Genomic DNA, 22691 nt, shown 5'->3' with positions numbered 1-22691 from the left:
AAATTTTGAACATGCTCGGTTGATAATAAAATGTTATCAAGGCTTGTAAAGATATTTAAATCCTTTAAACAGACTTATAGTTTAACTTAAACTCGATTAAAAACAAGCAATAAAACTATTTGTTTTGGTATTTATAACCTAAAAGTAGATAAAATATTTTATGATGGTAGGATAAATAAAACGAATACAAACCATTATTAAGTATTGCGATTAGTATCGTATTTTTGCAGTTGAAAATGTAAAGCATGTCAAAAGGAATTTTATTAGTTAATTTGGGCTCTCCAGACAGTCCAAGTCCTAAAGATGTTAAGAAGTATCTTGGCGAGTTTTTAATGGACGAACGTGTTATTGATGTGCCATTAGTGGCACGTACTATTTTGGTAAAAGGTATTATTTTAAATACCAGACCTAAAGCATCGGCTGCAGCCTATCAAAAAATTTGGTGGGACGAGGGCTCTCCGTTAATTGTACTTTCAGAGCGACTTCAAGAAAAAGTACAGCAAAAAGTAGATTATCCTGTGGCTTTGGCCATGCGTTATGGCAGCATGACGATTAAAAAGGGATTGCAAGAATTAGTTGATAAAGGCTGTACCGAAATAAAGACCATTCCGCTATACCCACAATTTGCGATGGCAACAACGGAAACGATTGATGTAAAAGTAGATGAGTTGGTTGCAGAACATTTTCCAGACCTAAAAATTACACGAACCCCAGCATTTTACAATCGTGAAGATTATATCAATGTACTTTCAAAAAGCATTGGTGAAACGTTGAATGATTTGGATTATGAGCATATCCTTTTTAGTTATCACGGAGTTCCAGAAAGACATATTCGTAAAAGTGATATTACCAATGGTAACTGCCAAATGAACGGCAAATGCTGTTTTAAAATGGGTAGTAAACAACATGAATTTTGTTACCGTCATCAATGTGAAATTACCACTGTAAATGTGGCTAAAAAATTAGGATTAAAAAATGGTACGTATTCTACGACGTTTCAATCGAGACTAGGTTTTGATCCATGGTTGAAGCCCTATACAGACCGTACTATTGAAAGAATGGGTAAAGCTGGTACCAAAAAAATGGCTATTGTAACGCCTGCTTTTGTAAGCGATTGTTTAGAAACCTTGGAAGAAATTGCGATGGAGGGTGAAGAAATCTTTCATGAAATGGGTGGGAAAGAATTTACAGTCATCCCTTGCCTCAACGATCGTGACGATTTTGCTGAAGTAGTGGCTAAAATGGTAGACGAATGGGCAACCGCTGAAACCAAAGCCGTATAATGGCAAATGTGTCGTCACAAGATCTAGGTAATGAGCCTATAGGCAAATTACTAATTAGGCAAGCCGTACCAGCATCTATAGGTATTTTGGTGATGTCGCTTAACATCTTGGTCGATACTATTTTTGTTGGAAATTGGATTGGCTCTACAGCCATTGCCGCAATTAATGTAGTGCTGCCAGTGTCGTTTTTTATTGCAGCGCTTGGTATGGCTATTGGTATTGGAGGATCTTCTATGATTTCTAGAGCTTTAGGTGCTAATAATACAATTAAAGCGCTTAAAACTTTTGGGAATCAGCTGACGTTAACGCTATTATTTACGGTGACGTTTGCGGTGTTTGGACTTTATTTTGTGGATACATTAATTCCTGCTTTTGGTGGGAAAGGCAATATCTTTGAACCTGCAAAAGTATATTATGAAATCATTCTCTACGGTGTACCCATCTTAGGGTTTGTAATGATGGGGAATAACGTTATTAGAGCAGAAGGGAAACCTAAATTTGCGATGTATGCTATGCTTATTCCTTCCGTCGGCAACTTAGTTTTAGATTATATATTTATCAATGTTTTAGGTTACGGGATGGCAGGAGCCGCATGGGCGACAACAGGTTCTTATGTTGTAGCGTTTTTGTTCATTTTTTGGTATTTCTTATCCGATAATTCCGAATTAAAAATCAACTTTTCGCATTTTAAATTACAGAAGGCTATTGTATCTGAAATTGCATCATTAGGTTTTGTAACCTTAGCGCGACAAGCTGTAGTAAGTGTTACCTTCTTATTAGTTAATAATGCGCTCTTCAACTTTGGTGGTGAAACATCAGTGACAGCCTATGCAATTGTTGGTAGGATGATGATGTTTGTATTGTTTCCGGTTTTCGGAATTACACAAGGTTTTATTCCTATTGCAGGTTTTAATTATGGTGCAGAAAAATATGAACGCGTAAAGGAATCTATTTATACAGCCATAAAATATGCTACTATTTTAGGAACCATAGTATTTATTGGTTTAATGTTCTTTCCCGAAATTATTACAAAATGGTTTACATCAGATCCTGATGTTATTAGAATAACCCCTAATAATATGAGATGGGCTTTTGCTGCGGTGCCAATATTAGCTTTGCAACTTATTGGAGCGGCCTATTTTCAGGCAGTTGGTAAGGCATTGCCGGCATTGTTATTAACACTAACGAGACAAGCTATTTTCTTTATTCCATTAATGTATATCTTACCAGTATATTTTGGTGAATTAGGGATTTGGATTGCGTTTCCGATTTCTGATGTGTTATCAACCCTTGTTACTGGTTATTTTTTGAAAAGAGAGATTAATAAAACATTAGTAGATAAAATATAATCGCATGGAATATTATAATTACATAAAATCATTACATCTCATTTTTGTGATTACTTGGTTTGCTGGCTTGTTCTACATTCCAAGATTATTTGTGTATCAGATTGAAGCCTTCCATAAAACATCACCAGAAAAGGAAATTTTAGGGAAACAGTTAAAATTAATGGCAAAACGCCTTTGGTTTATTATCACTTGGCCTTCTGCAATTTTAGCGACACTCTTTGCGGTTTGGCTACTGATTTTAATGCCAAGTTGGTTGCAACAAAGTTGGATGCATGTAAAATTGCTATTTGTGCTTCTATTGTTCATCTATCATTTTAAAACCCATTTGTATTTTAAACAACTTCAAAAAGATGAGGTTAAAGTTACGTCTAATTTTATGCGAATTTGGAACGAAGGAGCCACCTTTATCCTGTTTGCTGTTGTTTTTCTAGTCATTCTAAAAAGTTCTATAAACTGGATTTTTGGAGTATTAGGTATTGTGGTTTTAGGGGTTTTATTGATGTTAGGTTTTAAGCTGTATAAAAATATACGTTCTAAAAATCCGGAAGCATAGAATCGAATTCCAAAATCTAAAATCCAAATCTCAAATGGTACGCATTGGAATTTGAGTTTTTTAAAATTGGAATTTACACATAGTGTCTTTGGATTGATTATTGTTATATTTAAAACTTATATTTCAGAATTAAAATACGTCCATTTTCTTGGGCACTTCAATAATGATGCAACGCCTTTCCTTAAGAGCCCGAATAAATATAGCCATGATACTTTTAGTACTTGTAGCCTCGGTTTTGATCGCTGCAGTAACTATTTATCAATATAGCGAAGAGGCTAGGGAATACCATAGCGAACGTTTAGAGCGTAAAGAAAAAGCGATTAAGCAAAGTATTAATTTCGTTATCGGTGAAACCACATATCCTGTTACAACAGATAATATTCCGTTAATTTTTAAAGATGAAATTTTTGAAATTGATGCCATTCATAATTTACAAATTAACCTTTATGATTTAGAAGGGCAATTACTAAAAAGTTCAAAACGAACCATTCAAAGAGATTCTTCAGATCTCTGTTTAGATGTTGAAATATTAAACACCTTATCTAACACTTTAGAACATCGTTTTGTGGTGAAGAATAATGTTGCCGGACAAACTTTTCAGTCGTCGTACACTTATATCATGGATGAAAAATTTAAGACTTTGGCCATTTTAAATTTACCCTATTTAGAAAATGATGATTTTTTTAATAAAGAGCTAAAGGAGTTTTTAAAACGTTTGGCTTATGCATATTTAGTATTGATTTTAGTCGCTATTATTATTGCCTATTTTATATCTAAATTCATAACCAAATCACTTCGGACTATTAGTGATAAGATGAATGAAACACGATTAGAAAAACGAAATACAAAAATTCAGATAGATTCTTCAAGTGATGAAATCGGAACGCTTATCAATTCTTATAATAGCATGATTGATGAGCTCGAAGCTAGTGCTGTAGTTTTAGCAACAAATGAGCGCGAGCAAGCCTGGCGCGAAATGGCAAAACAAGTGGCTCACGAGATTAAAAATCCATTAACGCCCATGCGATTAACCGTGCAAAGTTTCCAGCGTAAGTTTAATCCAGAGGATGAAAACATTTACAAAAAAGTAGATGAATACAGCAATACGTTAATTCAGCAAATCGATACCATGAGTTCTATTGCTTCTGCATTTTCAAATTTTGCGAAGATGCCAGCTCAAAAAAGTGAAGTCCTCAACGTGGTACATATTGTAAAAATGGCTCTCGATATTTTTAACGAAGAGTACATTGAATTCTATTCTGAAACTGAAGAAATTATTGCTAAATTTGATAGAACACAGTTAATAAGAGTGGTTACTAATTTAGTAAAAAATGGTATTCAAGCAATTCCTAATGACGCTGAAAAGCCTAAAATTGTAGTACGTGTTTTTAGCGAAGGAGACAATGTGAATATTACGATTGAAGACAATGGCTCTGGGATAGATGAAGACACTAAAGACAAGATATTCGAGCCGAAATTTACTACTAAATCTAGCGGAATGGGCTTAGGTTTGGCTATGGTAAAGAACATTGTAGAAACTTATAATGGAAGTATTACCTTTAGCACGCAATTAGGAAAAGGGACTGTTTTTAAAGTCACATTTCCTGCGCAGGCAGAAATCTCTTTGTAAAGAAACTTAGATAAAATAACAATAAGATTCCCATTTTCATGGGAATGAAAACATATTTCAATGAACTACGAAAACATACTTTCAGAATATTCCAACGGAATTACAACCATCACAATCAACAGACCAAAGAAGTTAAATGCCTTAAATAAAGATACCATTCAAGAATTACATGATGCTTTTGAGGATGCCGATACTGATGCAAATACTAAAGTCATTATTATCACAGGTAGTGGTGAAAAAGCATTTGTAGCAGGTGCAGATATTAGTGAATTTGCAGATTTCAGCGTCGAAGAAGGTGGAAAACTAGCCGCACAAGGACAAGCGTTATTATTTGATTTTGTGGAAAGTTTAAGCACTCCTGTTATTGCGGCAGTCAATGGTTTTGCACTTGGTGGAGGCTTAGAACTAGCTATGGCATGTCATTTTAGAGTGGCAAGTAGCAACGCAAAAATGGGATTGCCAGAAACGTCTCTAGGAGTGATTCCTGGTTATGGAGGTACGCAACGTTTACCGCAATTAGTAGGTAAAGGCAGAGCTATGGAAATGGTAATGACAGCAGGTATGATTGATGCCAACCAAGCATTAAATTACGGATTAGTAAATCACGTTGTTGAGCTAGAAGAATTACTACCATTAGCCGAGAAGATAGCTAGTAAAATAATGCGAAATTCTTCTGTTGCCATTAGTAAAGCCATAAAAGCCATTAACGCGAATTACAAAGACGGAAAAGACGGTTACAAAGTAGAAATTAAGCAATTTGGAAAATGCTTTGGAACAGAAGATTTTGTTGAAGGAACTACAGCGTTTTTGGAGAAGCGTAAGGCTGATTTTCCTGGGAAGTAACTTCTTTTACCTAACTAAATTTATTATACCTCTGATGATTGACTACTATTTAACGTCAATTGACAGAGGTTTTTTCTTGCAACAAATTAAAATTTAACAAAATATACGGTTTTACCATAATGGGCCTCTCTGTTATTTCTATTTCTTTATTTTTAGAGAATGAAAAAGTATTTATTTTTCTTATTAACCATATTCGTTTTTGTTTCTTGCAAACAAGACGTATATACTAACGAAGAACCACCTCTACCTAAAGAGGTGGATTCTTTGTTTATTGTGGCGTATAATAATTCGTTGACTATTTATAACAGAAGAGAGGCTATTAACCACATCGAGGATTACCTTGCCCAACGTTTAAACGATTCTACCAAAAGAAGAAATTTTCTAAAAGTTGCTAATAGATATTTTAGTATAAATGATTATAATTCTTATTATGAAAGTGCTAAAATAGCTAACGAATTAGCCATAAAAGCACAAGATACTTTCATTACTGCTCGGAGCTATATGTATCTCGGTAAATATTTTTTGCATCTAAACAAAAAGGATAGTGCTTTTTACTATAGTTATAAGGCTTCAACTTTATTTTCTATTACTGAAGATACTAAAACGCAGAGGAGTACTCTTTTAAATTTATCTATAATCTTACGGTCAGTAAAGGATTATACGAAAAGTGAGAAATATGTAATTGAAGCACTAGAAGTATTGGAAAGTGATAATGATTATTTATCTAAATATGGGGTTTATAACACTTTGGGTAAATTATTTGCTGAAACCCAAAAATATGATTTAGCTTTTGATTACCATAATAAAGCACTTAATATAACAGAATATTTTAATGAAAAGCAAAAAACCTATAAATTAAGATTAAAGGCTCAATCATTATTAAACATTGCCATTTTAAAAATGGAACAAGGGTTATATAGGGAAGCTGAAACCTATTTTGAACAAACCGATAACATCGGGGTACTCCCCAAGCAGAACCCTTTTAATTATGCTTATTTATTAGAGAATTGGGCATATAATAGGCATAAGTTAAACAAAAATAAGGTGATGCCGCTTTTTAATAAAGCGCTGCGCGTTCACGACAGTGTAGAGTCGCCGTCGCGTAGTACGGGAGAGTTGCTTTTAGCTAATTATTATAAGGATATAAAAAATAAGGATTCGGCTTTTTATTTTGCACAAAAGGCATACCATACCACTAAAAAAAATGGACAATTAGGAGAGGAGCTTAAAGCTATACATTTAATGGCACAAACCGATAGTCTAACAAAAACAGGACAATGGTACGAAACCTATTTAATCTTACAAGATAGCATTACCTTAAACGAACGCAACCAACAAGAAAAGTTTGCTTTAATTGAGTTTAATACTGAAAACTTAATAAAAGAAAAACAATCTGCTGAAAAACAAAGAGACAAAGCCGATAAAGGATTTTGGGTTGCAACACTATTAAGTGTACTCATTTTAGTAATATCAATTATGGTCTATATCAATAGAGCCAGAAAATTAAAAACAAAGAATTACTTCTAGCTCAAAAGGAATTAGAAGCCAATGAGAGCTTGTATAACCTAATGCTAGAAGAGCAATTTAAAATAGAGCAAGGGAAGCATTTTGAAAAAAAACGAATGTCTCAAGAATTGCATGATGGTATTTTAGGTAAGCTTTCTGGTATTCGTTTAAATCTATTTGTGCTTAACAAAAGAAAAGATGTTGAAACCGTTGAAAAGTGTTTGCCCTATATAAAAAGTTTACAAGACGTAGAAAAAGAAATACGTGCTATTTCTCATAATCTGAGTGAGGGCTTGTTTTCAGATCAAGTGAATTTTACTAAAATGATTTCAGGTTTGTTTGAAAATATTACTGGTGATTCCAAATTAAAACTCAATTTATATTTTGATGAACTTATAGACTGGAAGGTTGTATCTAATTCGACTAAAATTGAAGTATACCGTATACTCCAAGAGGGACTACATAACATTAAAAAGCATGCTAAAGCCAATACGGTTATAGTAAAGATGGCGCAAACCGAAACACATATCATTATTGAGCTTATAGATAATGGTGTAGGTTTTTCTAATACTACCAAATCAAAAGGTATTGGTCTAAAAAACATGAAGGAAAGAGCTGAAAAAATCAACGCGGAACTAAAAATAGAATCGCAACACAATATGGGCACTACGCTTTCAATTTCTATACTCAAAACGTTTTAATACTTTTTATAAAAAGGGATTAAGTTGAATCTAAAGTTAAGTATTGATTAATTTTTTTATATTTGGTTTTACACCTTTCTATTTTTAGAACTACTTTATGGAAGTATTGATTATTGACGACCATCCTATCCAAATAGATGGCTACAAAAGTATTTTGTCTTTAAGCGATCTCAATGAGTTTCTTAATATTACGGCATGTTATAATTGTGAAGAAGCATATAAGATTATAACAACATCTCAGAATAAAAATCGTTTTGCATTAGCCATAATAGACTACAGCATTCCGCCTTATGAGGATCAAAATTTATTTAATGGTCAGGATGTTGCCCGTTTAATGCAAAGGTACTTCCCGGAAACTAAAATTGTTATTATTACTTCACATACAGAAGCTATAGTTTTATATAATATTCTTAAAAAAGTAAACCCTCATGGACTTTTGGTTAAAAGTGATATTGATGGGGAAGAGTTACTTGTCGCTTTCTCTGAAATTACAAAAGGGAATACTTATTATTCGGAAAGTGTAATAAAAGCTAAAAAAACACTTATCTCTAAAGAAGAGCTTTTAGATACGACTAATAGAAAAATCATTGAACTCTTAGCGCAAGGTATAAAAACAAAAAACTTACCTACGCATCTGGCACTTTCTCAAAGTGCAATAGAAAAACGCAAATCTACTATAAAAGATGTCTTAGGTATTACCAAAGGTAACGATGAAGATATTTTAAGAGAAGTACGCAAACTTGGCCTACTTTAACATATAGTACGGTTTTACCGTAACATTACTTCTTTTTTACAAGTTACATTTACAAAGTCAATACGTTGCAACATATTTGGTATTGTATAACCTTAAATTTTTTTTTGAAAATGAAAAAAGTGTTATTTAACATTTGTTATGTTATTGTCATTTAATGTGAGTCGATAGAAAAAATTAAATTATAAATTATGTTTAAGAAAAATATAATCCTTTTTATTTTAGGTATAGTTACGGTGATTGTTGGGGCAATGCTGAAAATTGGCGACAGTATTGATAACACTGATGTAATACTAGCAATTGGACTATTAATAGAAATAGTTGCAATTATAGGACTAATACTATTTTATAAAAAATCTAAAACTTAATAAAACTATATTCTCAAAAACATGAAACGATTTATTTACATCTTATTGATAGCTTTATTGGCCGTTGCATTAGTATCATTGATATTTTGGCTAATAACAGGAGAACTCAACTTAGTTGCACCAATATTTGGAGCAATTGCGTTCGTGATTTTAGCAATTAAAACATCAAAAAATAAAATACTATAACTATGAAAAAATATTACATCATATTAGGTTTTCTTGCTTTTACATTATTATCCTCTTTTTCTTTTAGTGAACTAAGTAAAGGACACTTTAGTATTAAGGGGGATATTTCTGGTTTTGAAGATAATACTAAAGTAATGTTGCTAAACGCTGAAACCAATACTGTTTTAGATACAGCGTTTGTTAAAACCAACCGTTTTGAATTTTCGGGTGAAGCAACAAGTGAACCTCAAAATTTTGTTGTGTACATACCTGTGGAAAACAATATGAAATACACCTACCTTTTTATAGCAGATGAAGATGTTACTGTAGAAGGCAGTATTGATGATTTTCCTAATAACTTAACTGTAAAAGGCTCTGTGCATCATAATCTTAAAGCTGCGTATGATAAACGAGTGGCAGAATATGACACAGAACTGAACACCTACAAAACTAAAGTTTTGGAAATGCAGCAACAGAAGCAATGGAACGATAGTTTACAACGCGAGTATTTAGGTGAAAAAGGAATTCTAAAGAAAATTGTTGCAAAAAAAACAGCAGACGAAAAACAATTTATAGCTGATAATAGTGATACATTTTATGGGCTACAGATTTTATATTACAAAAAAGCTGATTATAAAGATAAAGAACTTAAAAGAGTGTTTTCTAAATTTAGTAAAACCCTTCAAAATACCAAAAACGGAATAGCAATTCAAGCATTTTTAGATCATCCTGAAATAAAAAAAGGAGACCAATTTGTAGATTTTGATGCTTTGAGTAAAGACGGATCAACTAAAAAATTATCTGAACAATTTGATGGTAAAAATTATGTTTTATTAGATTTTTCAACACCGACTTGTCCCAATAGTGTAAAAGCAGTTCCTATGTTACAGAATCTTAATGAAAAGTATAGTGAAAGTTTAAATATTGTAACATTCTATACTGAGGATAAATTAGAACATTTTAATTATTTTTCTAATCCAGAAACAAGTCCATGGGATTTTATGTGGACTAAAGAAGGTACAGAAGGGTTTCCTTATTTTAGATACAGAGTAAATAGCACACCGACGTATTATCTGTTTTCACCTAACGGAAAGCTCATAGAAAAGTGGTCGGGCTTTCAGCAGGGTTATTGTGATGATACTCAAAGTAAAATAGAAAATCTTATTGGTATTAAATAACATGCTTTAGCTAAACCATTTTTTGACTTTAACATAGATTATGGTTTTACCGTAACAGCACCTCTTTTTTTTATATTAAACTCACAATTACAATGTGTTGCAACTTAAGTACTATAAATATTTTTGGTGGTAACCAATATGTTTTTAAACGAAAACGAGGGTATAGTTACATATTTGATAAAAGCAGATAGTTGAAATATAATCGAGAAAGCCGCTATAAGTAAAGTGCCGTCACAAATTTGCTAAAACCAGAATATACAGTGTTTAGTTTTTGTGTAAAATACTTGAAATAAGGTTTTCAACTAACAACATAATTTATATAAATCCAAATAAACAATTAAAACTTAAAACCATGAAAACAAGATTATTTATTATTGCATTTTTTCTCTTTAATTCTATCCTATTCGCTCAATCTAAATTTACATTAGGCTTTGATCTAAGTGAGCAGTTTATGCAAAAGGATGTGGGACTAAACATTGAAGGTTTGTTAGGCTACAACTTAAATTCTGATATAACTCTTGTTTTAAGTGCGTCCAATGCAACAATGGAAAATAAGGATTTAGACTTAAAGTATAAACTAGACAAATATGCATTTCAAGTAAATTATGATTTCGGAAAATCTGAAAGTTCTAAGTTTGAATCTATTTTTGGATTTTCTTACGTTAATTTTGATAAGAAGCTGAATCTTGAAGACGATAATGGATTAGGGATTGATTTAGGTGTTCAAGTCTTATTTGGTTTAAAAAACAAACTGCATTATGGCCTTAGAATAGTTTCAACTTACAGCAGTATTTCTCCGGGAGGCGTATTAAATGCAGGAGCAATTTTTAAATACAACTTGTAAGATTTGTAACCGGGTTCGCTTTAATGTAAATGCTTTTCTTCAAAATTAATCATTAGTCCTTATGAAACGTGTAATCTATATCTCACTAGCTGCTTTATTGGCCGTTATGGTGGTGTCTTTGATATTCTGGTTGGTAACAGGGGAAGTTAATATTGTCGCCCCAGTTATGGGAGCAATCATTGTTGTTCTATTGGCAATTAAAGCCTCAAAAAATAAAAACTTTTAGAGCTATTATAATTTTCAAAATAGTCTCTATTATTTTAAATCTGAACTCTGGATTTGTCCATGTACAAATTCAGAGTTTTATTATTAGTAAAAGGCAATAGATCTCAATAGGTCGTCTTGCATTAGCATCCTTTTTCAGTGCTCTAGATAATGCGCATTCTGGTATTTAAGCTGTTATTTCTAGTTTTGAGTAAAACACCAAAGTAATTTAGTTAGATGCAAAAACTAATACGGTTTTGGATATCATAGTTAATTAAGTTAAAACTACAACCTGTAGCCACGCTCAGTCAGCTTTCATACTAATTTTAGGGTATGATACATCCCAAATCAACTATAAAAGGCAGAGGCGCACAACAAAATACACACAATCGGTTTTTTGAGTTGTCTTACGAAATGCGAGATGATTTCTTAGAGTTTTGCCATAAAGAAGGTGAACTCTCGGACAATAATAAAACTCAATATCTTAACGTATTTCCTAGGACCATAGTTAATAAAGTAACGAGTCCAGATGTTGGTATGGCTTATTCCATGAATATGTACCAAGGCTGCGAACATGGTTGTATTTATTGCTATGCACGTAATAGTCATGAATTTTGGGGTTATAGTGCTGGCTTAGATTTTGAACGTCGCATTTTGGTTAAAAAAGATGCACCAAGCTTGTTAGAATCTCATTTAAAAAAGAAAAATTGGAAAGCACAAACTATTGTAATGTCTGGCAATACCGATTGTTACCAGCCAGCAGAAAAGCAATTTGAAATTACTAGGCAATGTTTAGAAGTCTTTTTAAAATACAAACATCCAGTAGCAATTATTACTAAAAACGCTTTAATATTAAGAGATTTAGATCTTTTAAAGGCCTTGGCAGAGGATAATTTAATATCAGTAAATGTTTCTATAACATCGCTATCAGAAGATACTAGACGAATATTAGAGCCAAGAACAGCAACGATAAAACGACGACTTCAGGTTGTAAAAGAATTGAGCGAACAGGGTATTCCTGTAAACGTTATGCTGGCACCTATAATTCCTTCAATAAATAGTCATGAGATTCTGCCAATGGCAAAGGCAGTTTCAGAAGCTGGAGCTTTAAGTATTGGGCACACTATTGTAAGATTAAATGGAGCTATTGGAGAAATTTTTAGCGATTGGATAAAAAAAGCAATGCCAGACAAGGCTGATAAAGTATTACGACAAATTGAGGATTGCCATGGCGGTACGCTTAACGAAAGTAGGTATGGAGTGAGAATGCGAGGGGAAGGACAAATTGCACAACAGATTAATGATTTAGTGAAATTGGCGAGGTTAAAGTACTTTAATAATAAAGTGATGCCTGTATTAAATACAAAGCTTCATGAGCCTTTTAAAAATAGGCAAATGAAACTGTTTTAAACAAAAAAAAGTGGGCTCTCTACAACCCACTTTTAACTAAATAAACTAATAAATAAACAATAATCTAAATTTTGAAGTTTTCAACAAACACACGACCATTTGCTCTGATTATAGCAGTGTATTCGCCTTTAAGGTTTTGGTCTAATTTGTAAACACGGTTTAATACGTCACTACCTTTAATAGTTTCAGAATAGATGATTTCATTTTTGAAATATAATTCTACATCCATTTCGTTACTATCTACAGCTAATTTTGAAATAATAAGTTGAGCGTTATTAAGTCTAAATACAGGCTTAAAAATCTGCTTATTTGTAGTTTCCAAAAATGTAACTTTATGCGCTTTTACTTTTATAGAGTTAATATTTATTTCGAAATCTTTATTCACTTCAACAGTGTAAACACCATCTTGTAATTGTGAAAAATCATAAAGATTCTGTATGTTTCCGTTGAAATTAATACTACCACTGTAAAGTACTACTCCTGATGCATCTGATACAGAAATATGATCTCCTTTGCTAAGCATCTTAGAAGAAGGTATTACATCTATTTTTGCGTTTGCATAGCTAGTTAGTGATCCTAATGCTAAGGCTAATACTAAAATCTTTTTAAATACTGTTTTCATAATTTTTAATTTTAATCGTTTAAAAGCTGGACTTATAATTTGGGTCATAGCAATTTTTTCAGACTCCAGCTTTAAACGATTCAACACTGCAAATTTAGGGTAGCATTAGGCTTTAGAAAACAACGATTTTGGCATATTTATATGCAAAATTAACCTTAGGAGTTTAGCTGCTGATTTTTCGGGTTAAAATAGTATATATTGGTGTTAATTTTCTATAGGTTTATTTAAGGTGTTAGACTTAAGTGTTTGATTACTGGTGTCTATTTGTCTTTTATCACTAAAACGATTAAAGATAAAAACGAAGACTATAGTATGTAGATAAGCGAAATTGTTTTGAGCAAAAAAAAGTGAACCAATCAAGGTTCACTTTTAAAATAAATCTATTTAAATATACTCTAGATTTTAAAGTTTTTAATGAATACTCTGTCGTTAGATCTAACAATGGCAGTATATTCTCCACTAATATTATGATCTAGTTTATAGGTCCTATTTAATACGCCATTTCCTTTTACGGTTTCAGAGTGTATTAATTCATTACCAAAATAGAGTTCTATTTTCATATCTGAAGCATCTAAAGCTAATTTTGAAATCAATACTTTATCTTTTTCAACTCTAAATACAGGCTTAAAAATCTTTTCGCTTTTATGGTTTAAAAAGTTAACATTGTTGTTTTTAACTTCTACAGTATTAATGTAGATTTCAAAGTCTTTATTAACTTCAATAATATATATACCATCTTCTAATTGTGAAAAATCGTAAAGACGACTGATATTACCATCGTAATTAATAAGACCGCTAAAGACAACTTTTCCTAAAGCGTCAGTTACAGAAATTGAGCTTCCTTTTTTTACCTTATTAAAAGTAGGTAAAACTTCTAATGTTGCATTGGCGTAGCTTGTGTATGTTCCTAACATTACAGCTAATACTAAAATGTTTTTAAATAATGTTTTCATAACGTTTCATTTTTTTGGGTTACAACTGACATTCCAAAATTCGCATTTTTTTAATAATCAGTTCAAATGATTTAACACTACAAATGTATAATGTCTTAACCTTCAATAAAACAAGCATTTTGGTGTATTTATGTGTAAAATTAACCTTATCACTGCTTCAAATGCTATATGTGGTTAAAATAGAATATATTATTGGTAATTGTATATAGGTTTTCATTTTAAATAGACTTAACTTTGCAGTAATAAATCTATTATGAATACAAGAAAACCTACATTAGAAAAAATAAGTCCCGAATTTGGTAGTTCTCTTAAGGTTAAAAAGAACGATGTATATACAGGAGAGAGTAAACCGTTTTGGCACTTTCACCCAGAAATGGAACTCGTATATGTTAACAAAGGCCAAGGTAAACGCCATATAGGGAATCATTTATCATATTTTAATAACAGTCAATTATTACTTTTAGGATCTAATTTGCCTCATAACGGGTTTACAGATCGTCTTACAATTAATGGAAGTGAAACTGTAGTACAGTTTAAACCAGAGTTTTTAGGTGAGCATTTTTTTGATATTCCAGAAATGGAGGATATCAATAAAATGTTTGAGCGTTCTAAAAAAGGAATTCTTTTTGGGATTAAAACAAAGCAAAAATTCGGAAAGAAAATTGAAAAGTTAAACGAAAAAGAAGGCTTCAAAAAAATATTAATATTTCTTGAAGTGTTGCATGGTTTAGCTAAATGTGAAGATTACACATTATTAAATGTAGATGGTTTTGCCTTTGAAACTGAACCACAAGATAGTGCTAAGATTGATGTTGTTATTAAACATATAAATCAAAATTTTCAGGAGCATATCAGTTTAGACGAAATTGCCGATAAGGTAAATATGACGGTTCCTGCGTTTTGTCGTTACTTTAAAAAAGTAACAGGTAAGACATTTACAAAGTTGGTTAATGAATATCGTATTGTGCATGCTACCAAATTGCTTTCTGAAAGTCAAAAGAGTATAGCAGACGTTAGTTTTGAGTGTGGATTTAATAACTTTTCGCACTTTAATAAGCTATTTAAAGAGTTTACAGGTAAAAGTGCTTCTAAGTATAGAGGCCAGTTAAAATTAATGGTTCAATAATTTAATTGTGATAGTTATGGATGATAAAATCGAGATTGCAATAGTATATTATTCTAAAAAAGGCCAAGATATTTTAGATGCTGTAAACTCTAATAACAATTTATCTGCAGATGAAATTATTCATTACGGACAAGAGATGGCAGAAATTGAATATAAGTTAACTGCTTTAGAGGTGGCTAAAGAAAACTAATAAATTTTACTTTTCACCTTCCCATTCGGCAAAAAATTGGTTCAGAAAACCTTCCATATACTTGTGGCGTTCTAAAGCAATGCGTTGTCCTGTTTTAGTGTTTAGCTGATCTTTTAGCAATAACAGTTTTTCGTAGAAATGATTAATTGTTGGTGCTTCTGAGTTCTTATAGTCTGCCTTAGTCATGTTAAGATTAGGCTTTATTTCAGGATCATAAAGAGCTCTATCTTTAAAGCCACCATAATTAAAACAGCGCGCAATACCAATAGCTCCAATAGCATCTATACGATCTGCATCTTGGACGACTTCCATTTCTTTAGAGGTGAACGACGTATTTAAATCAAATGAGTTTTTAAATGACATGTTATCAATAATCTGAGTAACATGCTCAATAATTTCGCTATCTACATTGTGTTTTAATAAAAATGTACTGGCTATTCTAGAGCCTAAAGCTTCATCTCCATTATGAAATTTAGGATCCGCAATATCATGAAGTAAAGCTGCTAATGAAACGATTGTGATATCTACATTTTCTTGCTTCGCAATGAGTAAGCTATTTTTGTAAACACGTTCAATATGAAACCAGTCGTGGCCACCTTCAGCATTCTTGAGTTCGGTTTTAACGAAATCAATAGTAGCTTCAATGAGTTGCGCATCAGAAATTGTCATACGAAATTATTACGCAGGATCTACCCATTTAAATTGATATGAATTCTCAGGAATCTTCATGCGTTCAGACAAACGGTACATTCTTGGAGGTAGTTTCATTAAGTAATCTCTTGCTTTTTCGGCTTCCTCATTCAGTCCGGTCATTTTTCCTATTTCCCAACGGTCAATTAGTTTCTGTAAGATATCTACATAATCGTTAGACGTATAAACACCAAGACGTTGTGCGGTGTTAGAAAATTCTTCAAAAGCCGTACCAATACTCTCACCAGATTCTCTTAAGAAATGTGCTGGCATCGCAATTTTACGTTTCATCATATCGTGAAAAGCCATCATCATCTGATTAGGATCTACAGCAAAAATGCGCTCAACAAACTCAGAATACGCATGGTGGTGACGCATTTCGTCTCCTGAAATGATTTTACACATTTTAGCCAATTGCTTATTACCTTTTTGTTTGGCTATTTTAGCCACACGATTATGAGAAATATAAGTCGCTAACTCTTGAAAGCTTGTGTATACAAAGTTTTTATAAGGATCTCTGCCTGTACCAATATCAAAACCATCGCTTATTAAATACTGCGTAGTTTTTTCAATCTCGCGCATATTTACACGACCAGATAAGTACAAGTATTTATTTAAAACATCACCATGTCTGTTTTCTTCACCTGTCCAATGTCTTAACCAGGTAGACCAGCCGTTACGTTCAATTTGGCCGACACCTTCAACATCCATAAGCCAAGATTCGTAACTTGGTAAGGCTTCTTCTGTAATCATATCACCAACTAAAACGACCCAAAAATCATAAGGTAGTTCTTTAGATAATTCTCTAATTTCTCTAACCTCTTCATAAAATGAATCCTTTGTAGGGTCTGGTAAGAAATCTGTAGGTTGCCAGATTTTTTCAACAGGAATTAAATATTTTTCAATCAGCGATTGTACATCTTTTTCGAGATGCTGCATCACTTCTAATCTTACATTTTTTTAGCGACATCTTAATGGTGTTTTTGATAATTATTTCTCGATAGCTTCAACAATTGTTCGTTCAACTTGCTGAATTAATTCGACCTTATCTGTAAAGTTAATAATTTCTAGGGGCTTATGAACAGTAAATTTCATATGATTTCCTATTCCCATTGGGAAATTCCCATAGCGTAACATTTTCCATGAGTTATTAACTGTAACAGGAACGATAAGTGCAGAAGGAACTTTCTTTAGTAGCATTTCTAAACCTTTGGTTTTAAATGGTATTGGAATACCATCCTTACTTCGCGTACCTTCAGGAAAAATAACAGCTGCTCTTTTTGTTTTTTCAATATAATCTCCAAAGGTCATCATTGCAGATAGCGACTGTCTCGGATTTTTTCGGTCTATTAAAACTGATCCGCCATGTCTTAAATTGTAGGACACACTTGGGATGCCTTTTCCTAATTCTTTCTTAGAAACAAACTTTACATGGTGCTTACGAAGATACCACATAATAGGTGATATATCGTACATGCTTTGGTGATTAGAAACGATGATTAAGGGTCTGTCTGTACTTAAAGTGTAGGGATTGTAAAATGAGATTCTGGTACCCAAAAGATTAAGACAGCGCATAATAAAAAATTGTAGCCAATCTACACTAATCTTAAGTGCTTTATAGCCAAATACATTAAAGCTAATCCATTGGATTACATGAAATACAACCAAGGTTAACCCAAAGCATAAATAAAATACAACCGAAAGCGGATAGGCTAGTAGTTTTCTCATGTGGCAAAGGTAATCAATGCAATTTATGTACAAAAAAACCACGATAAAAATCGTGGTTTAAATACTTCGTTTTTTTATCTTTTAGCAATGCTCGTTATAAGCATCTTTAAGATTTTCAGCAATTAATTCTGCTGGACGACCTTCAATATGGTGACGCTCTAACATGTGTACTAATTCTCCGTCTTTAAATAAAGCCATACATGGCGAGCTTGGAGGAAAAGGAACCATGTGTGCTCTCGCTGCATCAACAGCTTCTTTGTCTACACCTGCAAAAACAGTAACGATATGATCTGGTTTTTTTGCATTGTCTAAACTTGTTCTAGCACCTGGTCTTGCATTTGCTGCAGCACAACCACAAACAGAATTTACAACAACTAATGTTGTGCCTTCCTTTGCAATAGCACTTTCTACAGCTTCTGATGTATGTAATTCTTCAAAACCTACTTTGGTTAAATCCTCACGCATTGGTTTTACTAATTCTGCTGGATACATATTTTTTATATTTTAATTAATCTTATTTTGAATTGCAAAGATAATGAAAAATAGTAGGCAGTCGTTAGTCTTCAGTTCGTAGTTTAAATGATGCTATTTTGGTTTTCAATAGTATTAAGAAAGTTGAAAAGCTGAGACTATCTACTAAAAGTATATTGAAAACCGTCAGAAATCATACCTTCATCTAAAATGAGTTGAGAACTTGTTAATGTCGTAATTTTTAAATCTGTATTTCCAATTACTAAAGTGGTATCATTAGGAGTTGTTATGACTTCATAAGTGTAAGTTCCGGAAGCATACCCACTATGTATAGCATTACTTGTGTCATTATTGATAACGGTAATTTCAGACGCTTCATTGTTAAAATGCCATGTAATTATACCCGATTCAAAATCATCATCAACACCTGCAAAACCACCAGAAACATTGATTAAAGACCATGTTGTATTAAGTGTTGGTTCTGAGTTTTGCTGTGCGTCGTCATCGCCGTTACAACTTTGTGCAAGAAGCATTATAGCTATAATATAAAAAGTGATTTTCATAATATTAAGGTATTGGTTATGTCTATAAGATACCACTTTACGCAAATGGTTGCGCACAAAACGTAACAAATTACATTTTCATCCAACTAACATATAGTATATTTACAGCTTTAGAAAATCAAAAATAATATATGAGTTTTGCAAAATGGATTGGTGGTGCTTTAGGTTGGTCGTTTGGAGGTCCGATTGGTGCTATTATAGGATTAGCTTTGGGTAGTTTTGTTGATAATTTAACAGATAAAGGAACACCTTTAATAGGTGATCGACAAGCAGGAAGAGAGCGTGATACCTATAGAACAAAACCAAATTACGGACAACGCACGTCAAGAACACAAACGCAATCTGGTGATTTTGAAGTTAGCCTCTTAATTTTAGCGTCTATTGTTATTAAAGCAGATGGTAAGCAAGATCAACGCGAACTCGATTTTGTACGTCAGCAATTTACCAATATGTATGGTAAAGATAGAGCGAATAAGGCTTTTGAATTGTTTAAACGCATTACCAAACAAAATATATCTACACGCCAAGTTTGTTTGCAGATTAAGCAAATGATGGATCATGCATCGCGATTACAATTGCTTCATTTTTTATTCGGAATTGCAAAAGCAGATGGTTTAGTTACTGAGGACGAATTACGACAGATTTATACCATAACGGGTTATTTAGGAATTAGTAACAGAGATTTTGAGAGTATTAAAGCCATGTTTTATAACAGTAGTGATAATGCTTATAAAATTTTAGAGATAGATAAATCAGTGCCAGATACTGAGGTTAAAAAAGCATATCGTGGTATGGCTAAAAAATACCATCCAGATCGTGTCGGTCATTTAGGTAAGGAACATCGGGAAGGTGCTGAGGCTAAGTTTAGACAAGTGCAAGAGGCTTATGAGCATATTCAGAAGGAACGTGGGTTTAAATAAGCCTATAGTTGATGGTTGTTTGTGCTTAGTTGTTAGATGACACTATGATATTATAAAAGTTTATTTTTTCCTTTCTTTTTCTTTCAGTCGTTTTTCGATGTATTTAAAGTAGCGTTGTGTTTTATACTTATTATAAATGAAAACACACAGGACAATAAATCCTATGATGAGTAATCCGTTTTTACCGGTGAAATAATTTAATAGGCTCATGAGGTTTAAAATATTAGGGTCTGTCGTTGTTAAGCGCTGAAGCTTTCAATTGTAGTGTCAATAAATACATCAAATCTATCCTCTAAACAAAAAGAAATCATCTTTCATATCTTCAATCTGCGCATCTTCATTAGTCATAATATAATCGATGGCTTTAGATGTAAATTCATCTCCCTTTTTAGTTAAGGACACGATGTTTTTTTCAATATGAATCATATTGTTTTTTTGGCTAAGTCGAGAACAGTTTTTGCTCGGACTTTTTGCCAATTAATATGTTCTCTTAGGTGATTAACATGGCGTTCTTCAAGCTCATCATGATTCTTTAAGTGTAATAAAAATGTGAGTAAAGACACTTCGGTACGTTGCTGTTTTTCTCTGTACATCACCGCAATCACTCCTTTTAAAGGAGCAAATAAATAGACTAACAAAAATACTAAACCAAGAACGGTTGTAATGGAACCAGCGATAGAAGCGTCTAGCCAATGTGCTACCCAGTAGCCGAAAATGGCACTAAAAATTCCGAAACCTATGGCTAGAGCCAACATTTTCTTTAGATCTGTGGTTAACAAATAGGCAGCAGCAGCAGGTGCAATCATTAAAGCGACAACCAAAATGGCACCAACAGCATCAAAAGATCCAACAGTAGTAACTGAAGCCACAGACATTAATCCGTAATGAATAATTGCTGGAGAAAACCCTAAGGATGCCGCCAAACCTTTGTCGAAAGTGCTTATTTTCAATTCTTTAAAAAATAGAATTAAAAGTGTAATTGTGATTAGTAGAATGGTGCCAACGACCCAAAGTGATTTTGGACCCACATCAGTTCCTGCAATTAGTAATCTGTCAAAAGGTGCAAAGGCTAATTCACCTAATAAAACAGCATCAACATCTAAATGGATGTCGTTGGCATTTTTAGCAATTAGGATGACTCCAATACTAAACATGGCAGGAAACACCAATCCTATAGCTGTATCTTCTTTTACTAATCCTGTTTTTTGAATGTATTCTACTAAAACAACCGTTATAATTCCTGTTAAAGCAGCAAGAAGAATCAGTAAAGGGGAATTTAAATCTTGTGTCACAAAAAAACCAATGACGATACCTGGTAAAATGGAATGACTAATAGCATCGCTAATCATAGCCATTTTTCTAAGGACTAAAAATGTCCCAGGAATGGCACAAGCAACGGCGACTATACTTGCTATAAGCTGTATTTCTATTTGTGCATTACTCATCTTCGGTGGATTGTTTAGTGTACAAATTCGCTGCGGTTTCAAAGCCTGTTTTAGTTAAACTCCACATATTTCCATTAAGTTCCACATAGTCTTTATCGACCAATTTCTGAAGTGTAGAACGTGTATACCCTTGAAAATTATTTAAAAGTTTTATGGCGTGAGGATGTGAAATATCTTCGTGTGTTTCGGCAATATGATGCATAAATGCTAAAGTTTTATGCAATTCTAAATCGCGGCGATTTTTAATAAATCGGATTTGTTTAAACAATAAACCACGACTTGGGGAAAATATAAAAGAGAATATCACAAAAACTCCAGCCACTAAAACAATAACAGGGCCAGTAGATAAGTTATTCTGACTTGCGCTAATTGCAGTCCCGAATACTCCTGAAAATGCGCCAAAAATAGCAGCTAAAAACACCATTACAGATAAACTGTTTGTCCATTGCCTAGCAGCAGCTGCAGGTGCCAAAAGCATAGCGCTCATTAAAACGACACCAACCGTTTGAAGCCCTAACACAATAGCCAAAACAATAAATGTTGTAATAAGAATATCTATAAATTTAGTATTGAACCCGAGTGTTTGGGTGTAGTCGGCATCAAATAATAGGATTTTAAATTCTTTCCAGAAGGTGAGCATTACAATTAAACATATTCCGGTTACAATAGCCATTAGCCACACATCACTTTCTACTAAAGTTGCTGCTTGTCCGAAGAGGTATTTGTCTAATCCGGCTTGATTAGCATTAGGTTGTTTTTGAATAAAGGTGAGTAGCAACATTCCGAATCCAAAAAATAAAGACAGAATTAAACCTAAAGCGGTATCAGATTTTAAGTGGGTTTTTGTGACAATGCCTCTTATCCAAAACGTACCGATTAAACCACTAATTAATGCTCCGATTAATAATGTGTTACTGTCTTTAGCTCCAGTAATTAAAAACGCTATGGCAATACCTGGTAAAGCCGCATGCGAAATAGCGTCACCCAATAAACTCTGTTTTCTGAGTACCGCGAAACTTCCTAACATTCCGGTAACAGCTCCTAAAATGGCTGTTCCTAGAGTGATGGTTCGTAGCGTGTAGTCTGTGAAGACTAGTTTTATGTATTCTGTTATATCCACAATTCTTGCGAAAGCAGGAATCTCATCCTACTTTTTAATATTTTTTTCGTTTAGTTTATAGGCCTCAAAGGTTTCTAA

Annotated in this window: 25 protein-coding genes and 1 pseudogene; 17 read left to right on the top strand and 9 right to left on the bottom strand. The window is 33.0% G+C overall.

Features of this window, described 5'->3' with window-relative positions; translation table 11 throughout:
- Positions 1–245 precede the first annotated feature (245 nt).
- From hemH to ADIWIN_RS13040, 14 genes are all read left to right on the top strand, one after another.
- A complete protein-coding gene (hemH, locus tag ADIWIN_RS13090; RefSeq protein ID WP_020895115.1) occupies positions 246–1283 on the top strand; it encodes a ferrochelatase in 1038 nt (345 codons plus the stop codon).
- Positions 1283–2632, top strand: a complete 1350-nt coding sequence (locus ADIWIN_RS13085; protein ID WP_020895114.1) for an MATE family efflux transporter — start codon at positions 1283–1285, stop codon at positions 2630–2632. Before hemH ends, ADIWIN_RS13085 begins: the two co-directional genes overlap by 1 nt.
- Before the next feature lie 4 nt (positions 2633–2636).
- Entirely contained in the window at positions 2637–3185 is a 549-nt protein-coding gene (locus ADIWIN_RS13080; protein ID WP_020895113.1) for a CopD family protein, read from the top strand.
- A 205-nt stretch (positions 3186–3390) separates the two neighbouring features.
- Positions 3391–4815 (top strand): sensor histidine kinase, encoded by a 1425-nt coding sequence (locus ADIWIN_RS13075; protein WP_020895112.1) that lies wholly within the window; start codon positions 3391–3393, stop codon positions 4813–4815.
- 60 nt (positions 4816–4875) lie between these two features.
- Positions 4876–5658, top strand: a complete 783-nt coding sequence (locus ADIWIN_RS13070; protein ID WP_020895111.1) for an enoyl-CoA hydratase/isomerase family protein — start codon at positions 4876–4878, stop codon at positions 5656–5658.
- Between the two features lie 159 nt (positions 5659–5817).
- Complete coding sequence (locus ADIWIN_RS13065) at positions 5818–7185, top strand: tetratricopeptide repeat protein (RefSeq protein ID WP_020895110.1); 1368 nt, start codon at positions 5818–5820, stop codon at positions 7183–7185.
- 41 nt (positions 7186–7226) lie between these two features.
- Complete coding sequence (locus ADIWIN_RS13060) at positions 7227–7865, top strand: sensor histidine kinase (protein ID WP_020895109.1); 639 nt, start codon at positions 7227–7229, stop codon at positions 7863–7865.
- Between the two features lie 97 nt (positions 7866–7962).
- Complete coding sequence (locus ADIWIN_RS13055) at positions 7963–8619, top strand: response regulator (RefSeq protein WP_020895108.1); 657 nt, start codon at positions 7963–7965, stop codon at positions 8617–8619.
- A gap of 188 nt (positions 8620–8807) precedes the next feature.
- On the top strand, positions 8808–8984 hold the full coding sequence (locus tag ADIWIN_RS20570) for a hypothetical protein (protein ID WP_020895107.1): 177 nt from the start codon (positions 8808–8810) through the stop codon (positions 8982–8984).
- A 21-nt stretch (positions 8985–9005) separates the two neighbouring features.
- Positions 9006–9170: a hypothetical protein gene (locus tag ADIWIN_RS20565; protein ID WP_161624675.1), complete on the top strand. Its 165-nt coding sequence runs from the start codon at positions 9006–9008 to the stop codon at positions 9168–9170.
- A gap of 2 nt (positions 9171–9172) precedes the next feature.
- Positions 9173–10327, top strand: a complete 1155-nt coding sequence (locus tag ADIWIN_RS13050) for a DUF4369 domain-containing protein (protein ID WP_020895106.1) — start codon at positions 9173–9175, stop codon at positions 10325–10327.
- A 352-nt stretch (positions 10328–10679) separates the two neighbouring features.
- Positions 10680–11171: a hypothetical protein gene (locus tag ADIWIN_RS13045; protein ID WP_020895105.1), complete on the top strand. Its 492-nt coding sequence runs from the start codon at positions 10680–10682 to the stop codon at positions 11169–11171.
- Positions 11172–11232: 61 nt separating this feature from the next.
- Entirely contained in the window at positions 11233–11397 is a 165-nt protein-coding gene (locus ADIWIN_RS20560; RefSeq protein ID WP_020895104.1) for a hypothetical protein, read from the top strand.
- Positions 11398–11708: 311 nt separating this feature from the next.
- The gene (locus tag ADIWIN_RS13040; protein WP_020895103.1) at positions 11709–12785 is read left to right on the top strand and encodes a PA0069 family radical SAM protein; all 1077 of its coding nucleotides are present in this window, start codon (positions 11709–11711) and stop codon (positions 12783–12785) included.
- Positions 12786–12849: 64 nt separating this feature from the next.
- Here ADIWIN_RS13040 and ADIWIN_RS13035 read toward each other — a convergent pair whose 3' ends face one another.
- A complete protein-coding gene (locus tag ADIWIN_RS13035; RefSeq protein WP_020895102.1) occupies positions 12850–13407 on the bottom strand; it encodes a T9SS type A sorting domain-containing protein in 558 nt (185 codons plus the stop codon).
- Positions 13408–13802: 395 nt separating this feature from the next.
- Complete coding sequence (locus ADIWIN_RS13030; RefSeq protein ID WP_020895100.1) at positions 13803–14360, bottom strand: T9SS type A sorting domain-containing protein; 558 nt, start codon at positions 14358–14360, stop codon at positions 13803–13805.
- A gap of 253 nt (positions 14361–14613) precedes the next feature.
- Between ADIWIN_RS13030 and ADIWIN_RS13025 the strand changes: the two genes are divergently transcribed.
- Both ADIWIN_RS13025 and ADIWIN_RS20900 read left to right on the top strand, forming a co-directional pair.
- Positions 14614–15486, top strand: coding sequence for an AraC family transcriptional regulator (locus tag ADIWIN_RS13025; RefSeq protein WP_020895099.1), 873 nt, complete (start codon positions 14614–14616; stop codon positions 15484–15486).
- A gap of 16 nt (positions 15487–15502) precedes the next feature.
- Complete coding sequence (locus ADIWIN_RS20900; RefSeq protein WP_020895098.1) at positions 15503–15676, top strand: hypothetical protein; 174 nt, start codon at positions 15503–15505, stop codon at positions 15674–15676.
- 6 nt (positions 15677–15682) lie between these two features.
- Here ADIWIN_RS20900 and ADIWIN_RS13020 read toward each other — a convergent pair whose 3' ends face one another.
- From ADIWIN_RS13020 to ADIWIN_RS13000, 5 genes are all read right to left on the bottom strand, one after another.
- Complete coding sequence (locus tag ADIWIN_RS13020; RefSeq protein WP_040757337.1) at positions 15683–16339, bottom strand: HD domain-containing protein; 657 nt, start codon at positions 16337–16339, stop codon at positions 15683–15685.
- Positions 16340–16354: 15 nt separating this feature from the next.
- Positions 16355–17305: an acyl-ACP desaturase gene (locus tag ADIWIN_RS13015; protein WP_020895096.1), complete on the bottom strand. Its 951-nt coding sequence runs from the start codon at positions 17303–17305 to the stop codon at positions 16355–16357.
- A gap of 51 nt (positions 17306–17356) precedes the next feature.
- The gene (locus ADIWIN_RS13010) at positions 17357–18094 is read right to left on the bottom strand and encodes a lysophospholipid acyltransferase family protein (protein ID WP_040757322.1); all 738 of its coding nucleotides are present in this window, start codon (positions 18092–18094) and stop codon (positions 17357–17359) included.
- 81 nt (positions 18095–18175) lie between these two features.
- Positions 18176–18586 (bottom strand): BrxA/BrxB family bacilliredoxin, encoded by a 411-nt coding sequence (locus ADIWIN_RS13005; protein WP_020895094.1) that lies wholly within the window; start codon positions 18584–18586, stop codon positions 18176–18178.
- A 137-nt stretch (positions 18587–18723) separates the two neighbouring features.
- Positions 18724–19128 (bottom strand): hypothetical protein, encoded by a 405-nt coding sequence (locus tag ADIWIN_RS13000; RefSeq protein WP_152487262.1) that lies wholly within the window; start codon positions 19126–19128, stop codon positions 18724–18726.
- A gap of 131 nt (positions 19129–19259) precedes the next feature.
- On the opposite strand from ADIWIN_RS13000, the gene ADIWIN_RS12995 reads away from it, so the two are divergent.
- Positions 19260–20048, top strand: coding sequence for a TerB family tellurite resistance protein (locus ADIWIN_RS12995; protein ID WP_020895092.1), 789 nt, complete (start codon positions 19260–19262; stop codon positions 20046–20048).
- A gap of 285 nt (positions 20049–20333) precedes the next feature.
- On the opposite strand, the pseudogene ADIWIN_RS12990 reads toward ADIWIN_RS12995, so the two are convergent.
- Positions 20334–21493: pseudogene (locus ADIWIN_RS12990) on the bottom strand (metal ABC transporter permease).
- On the bottom strand, positions 21486–22613 hold the full coding sequence (locus ADIWIN_RS12985) for a metal ABC transporter permease (protein WP_040757320.1): 1128 nt from the start codon (positions 22611–22613) through the stop codon (positions 21486–21488). Before ADIWIN_RS12985 ends, ADIWIN_RS12990 begins: the two are co-directional and overlap by 8 nt.
- Positions 22614–22691: the final 78 nt, after the last annotated feature.

The sequence above is a fragment of the Winogradskyella psychrotolerans RS-3 genome, assembly GCF_000427335.1.
Taxonomy (GTDB): Bacteria; Bacteroidota; Bacteroidia; order Flavobacteriales; family Flavobacteriaceae; genus Winogradskyella; species Winogradskyella psychrotolerans.
The sequence above is the reverse complement of the archived record's forward strand: the minus strand, read 5'-3'. Positions and strand labels throughout refer to the sequence as shown.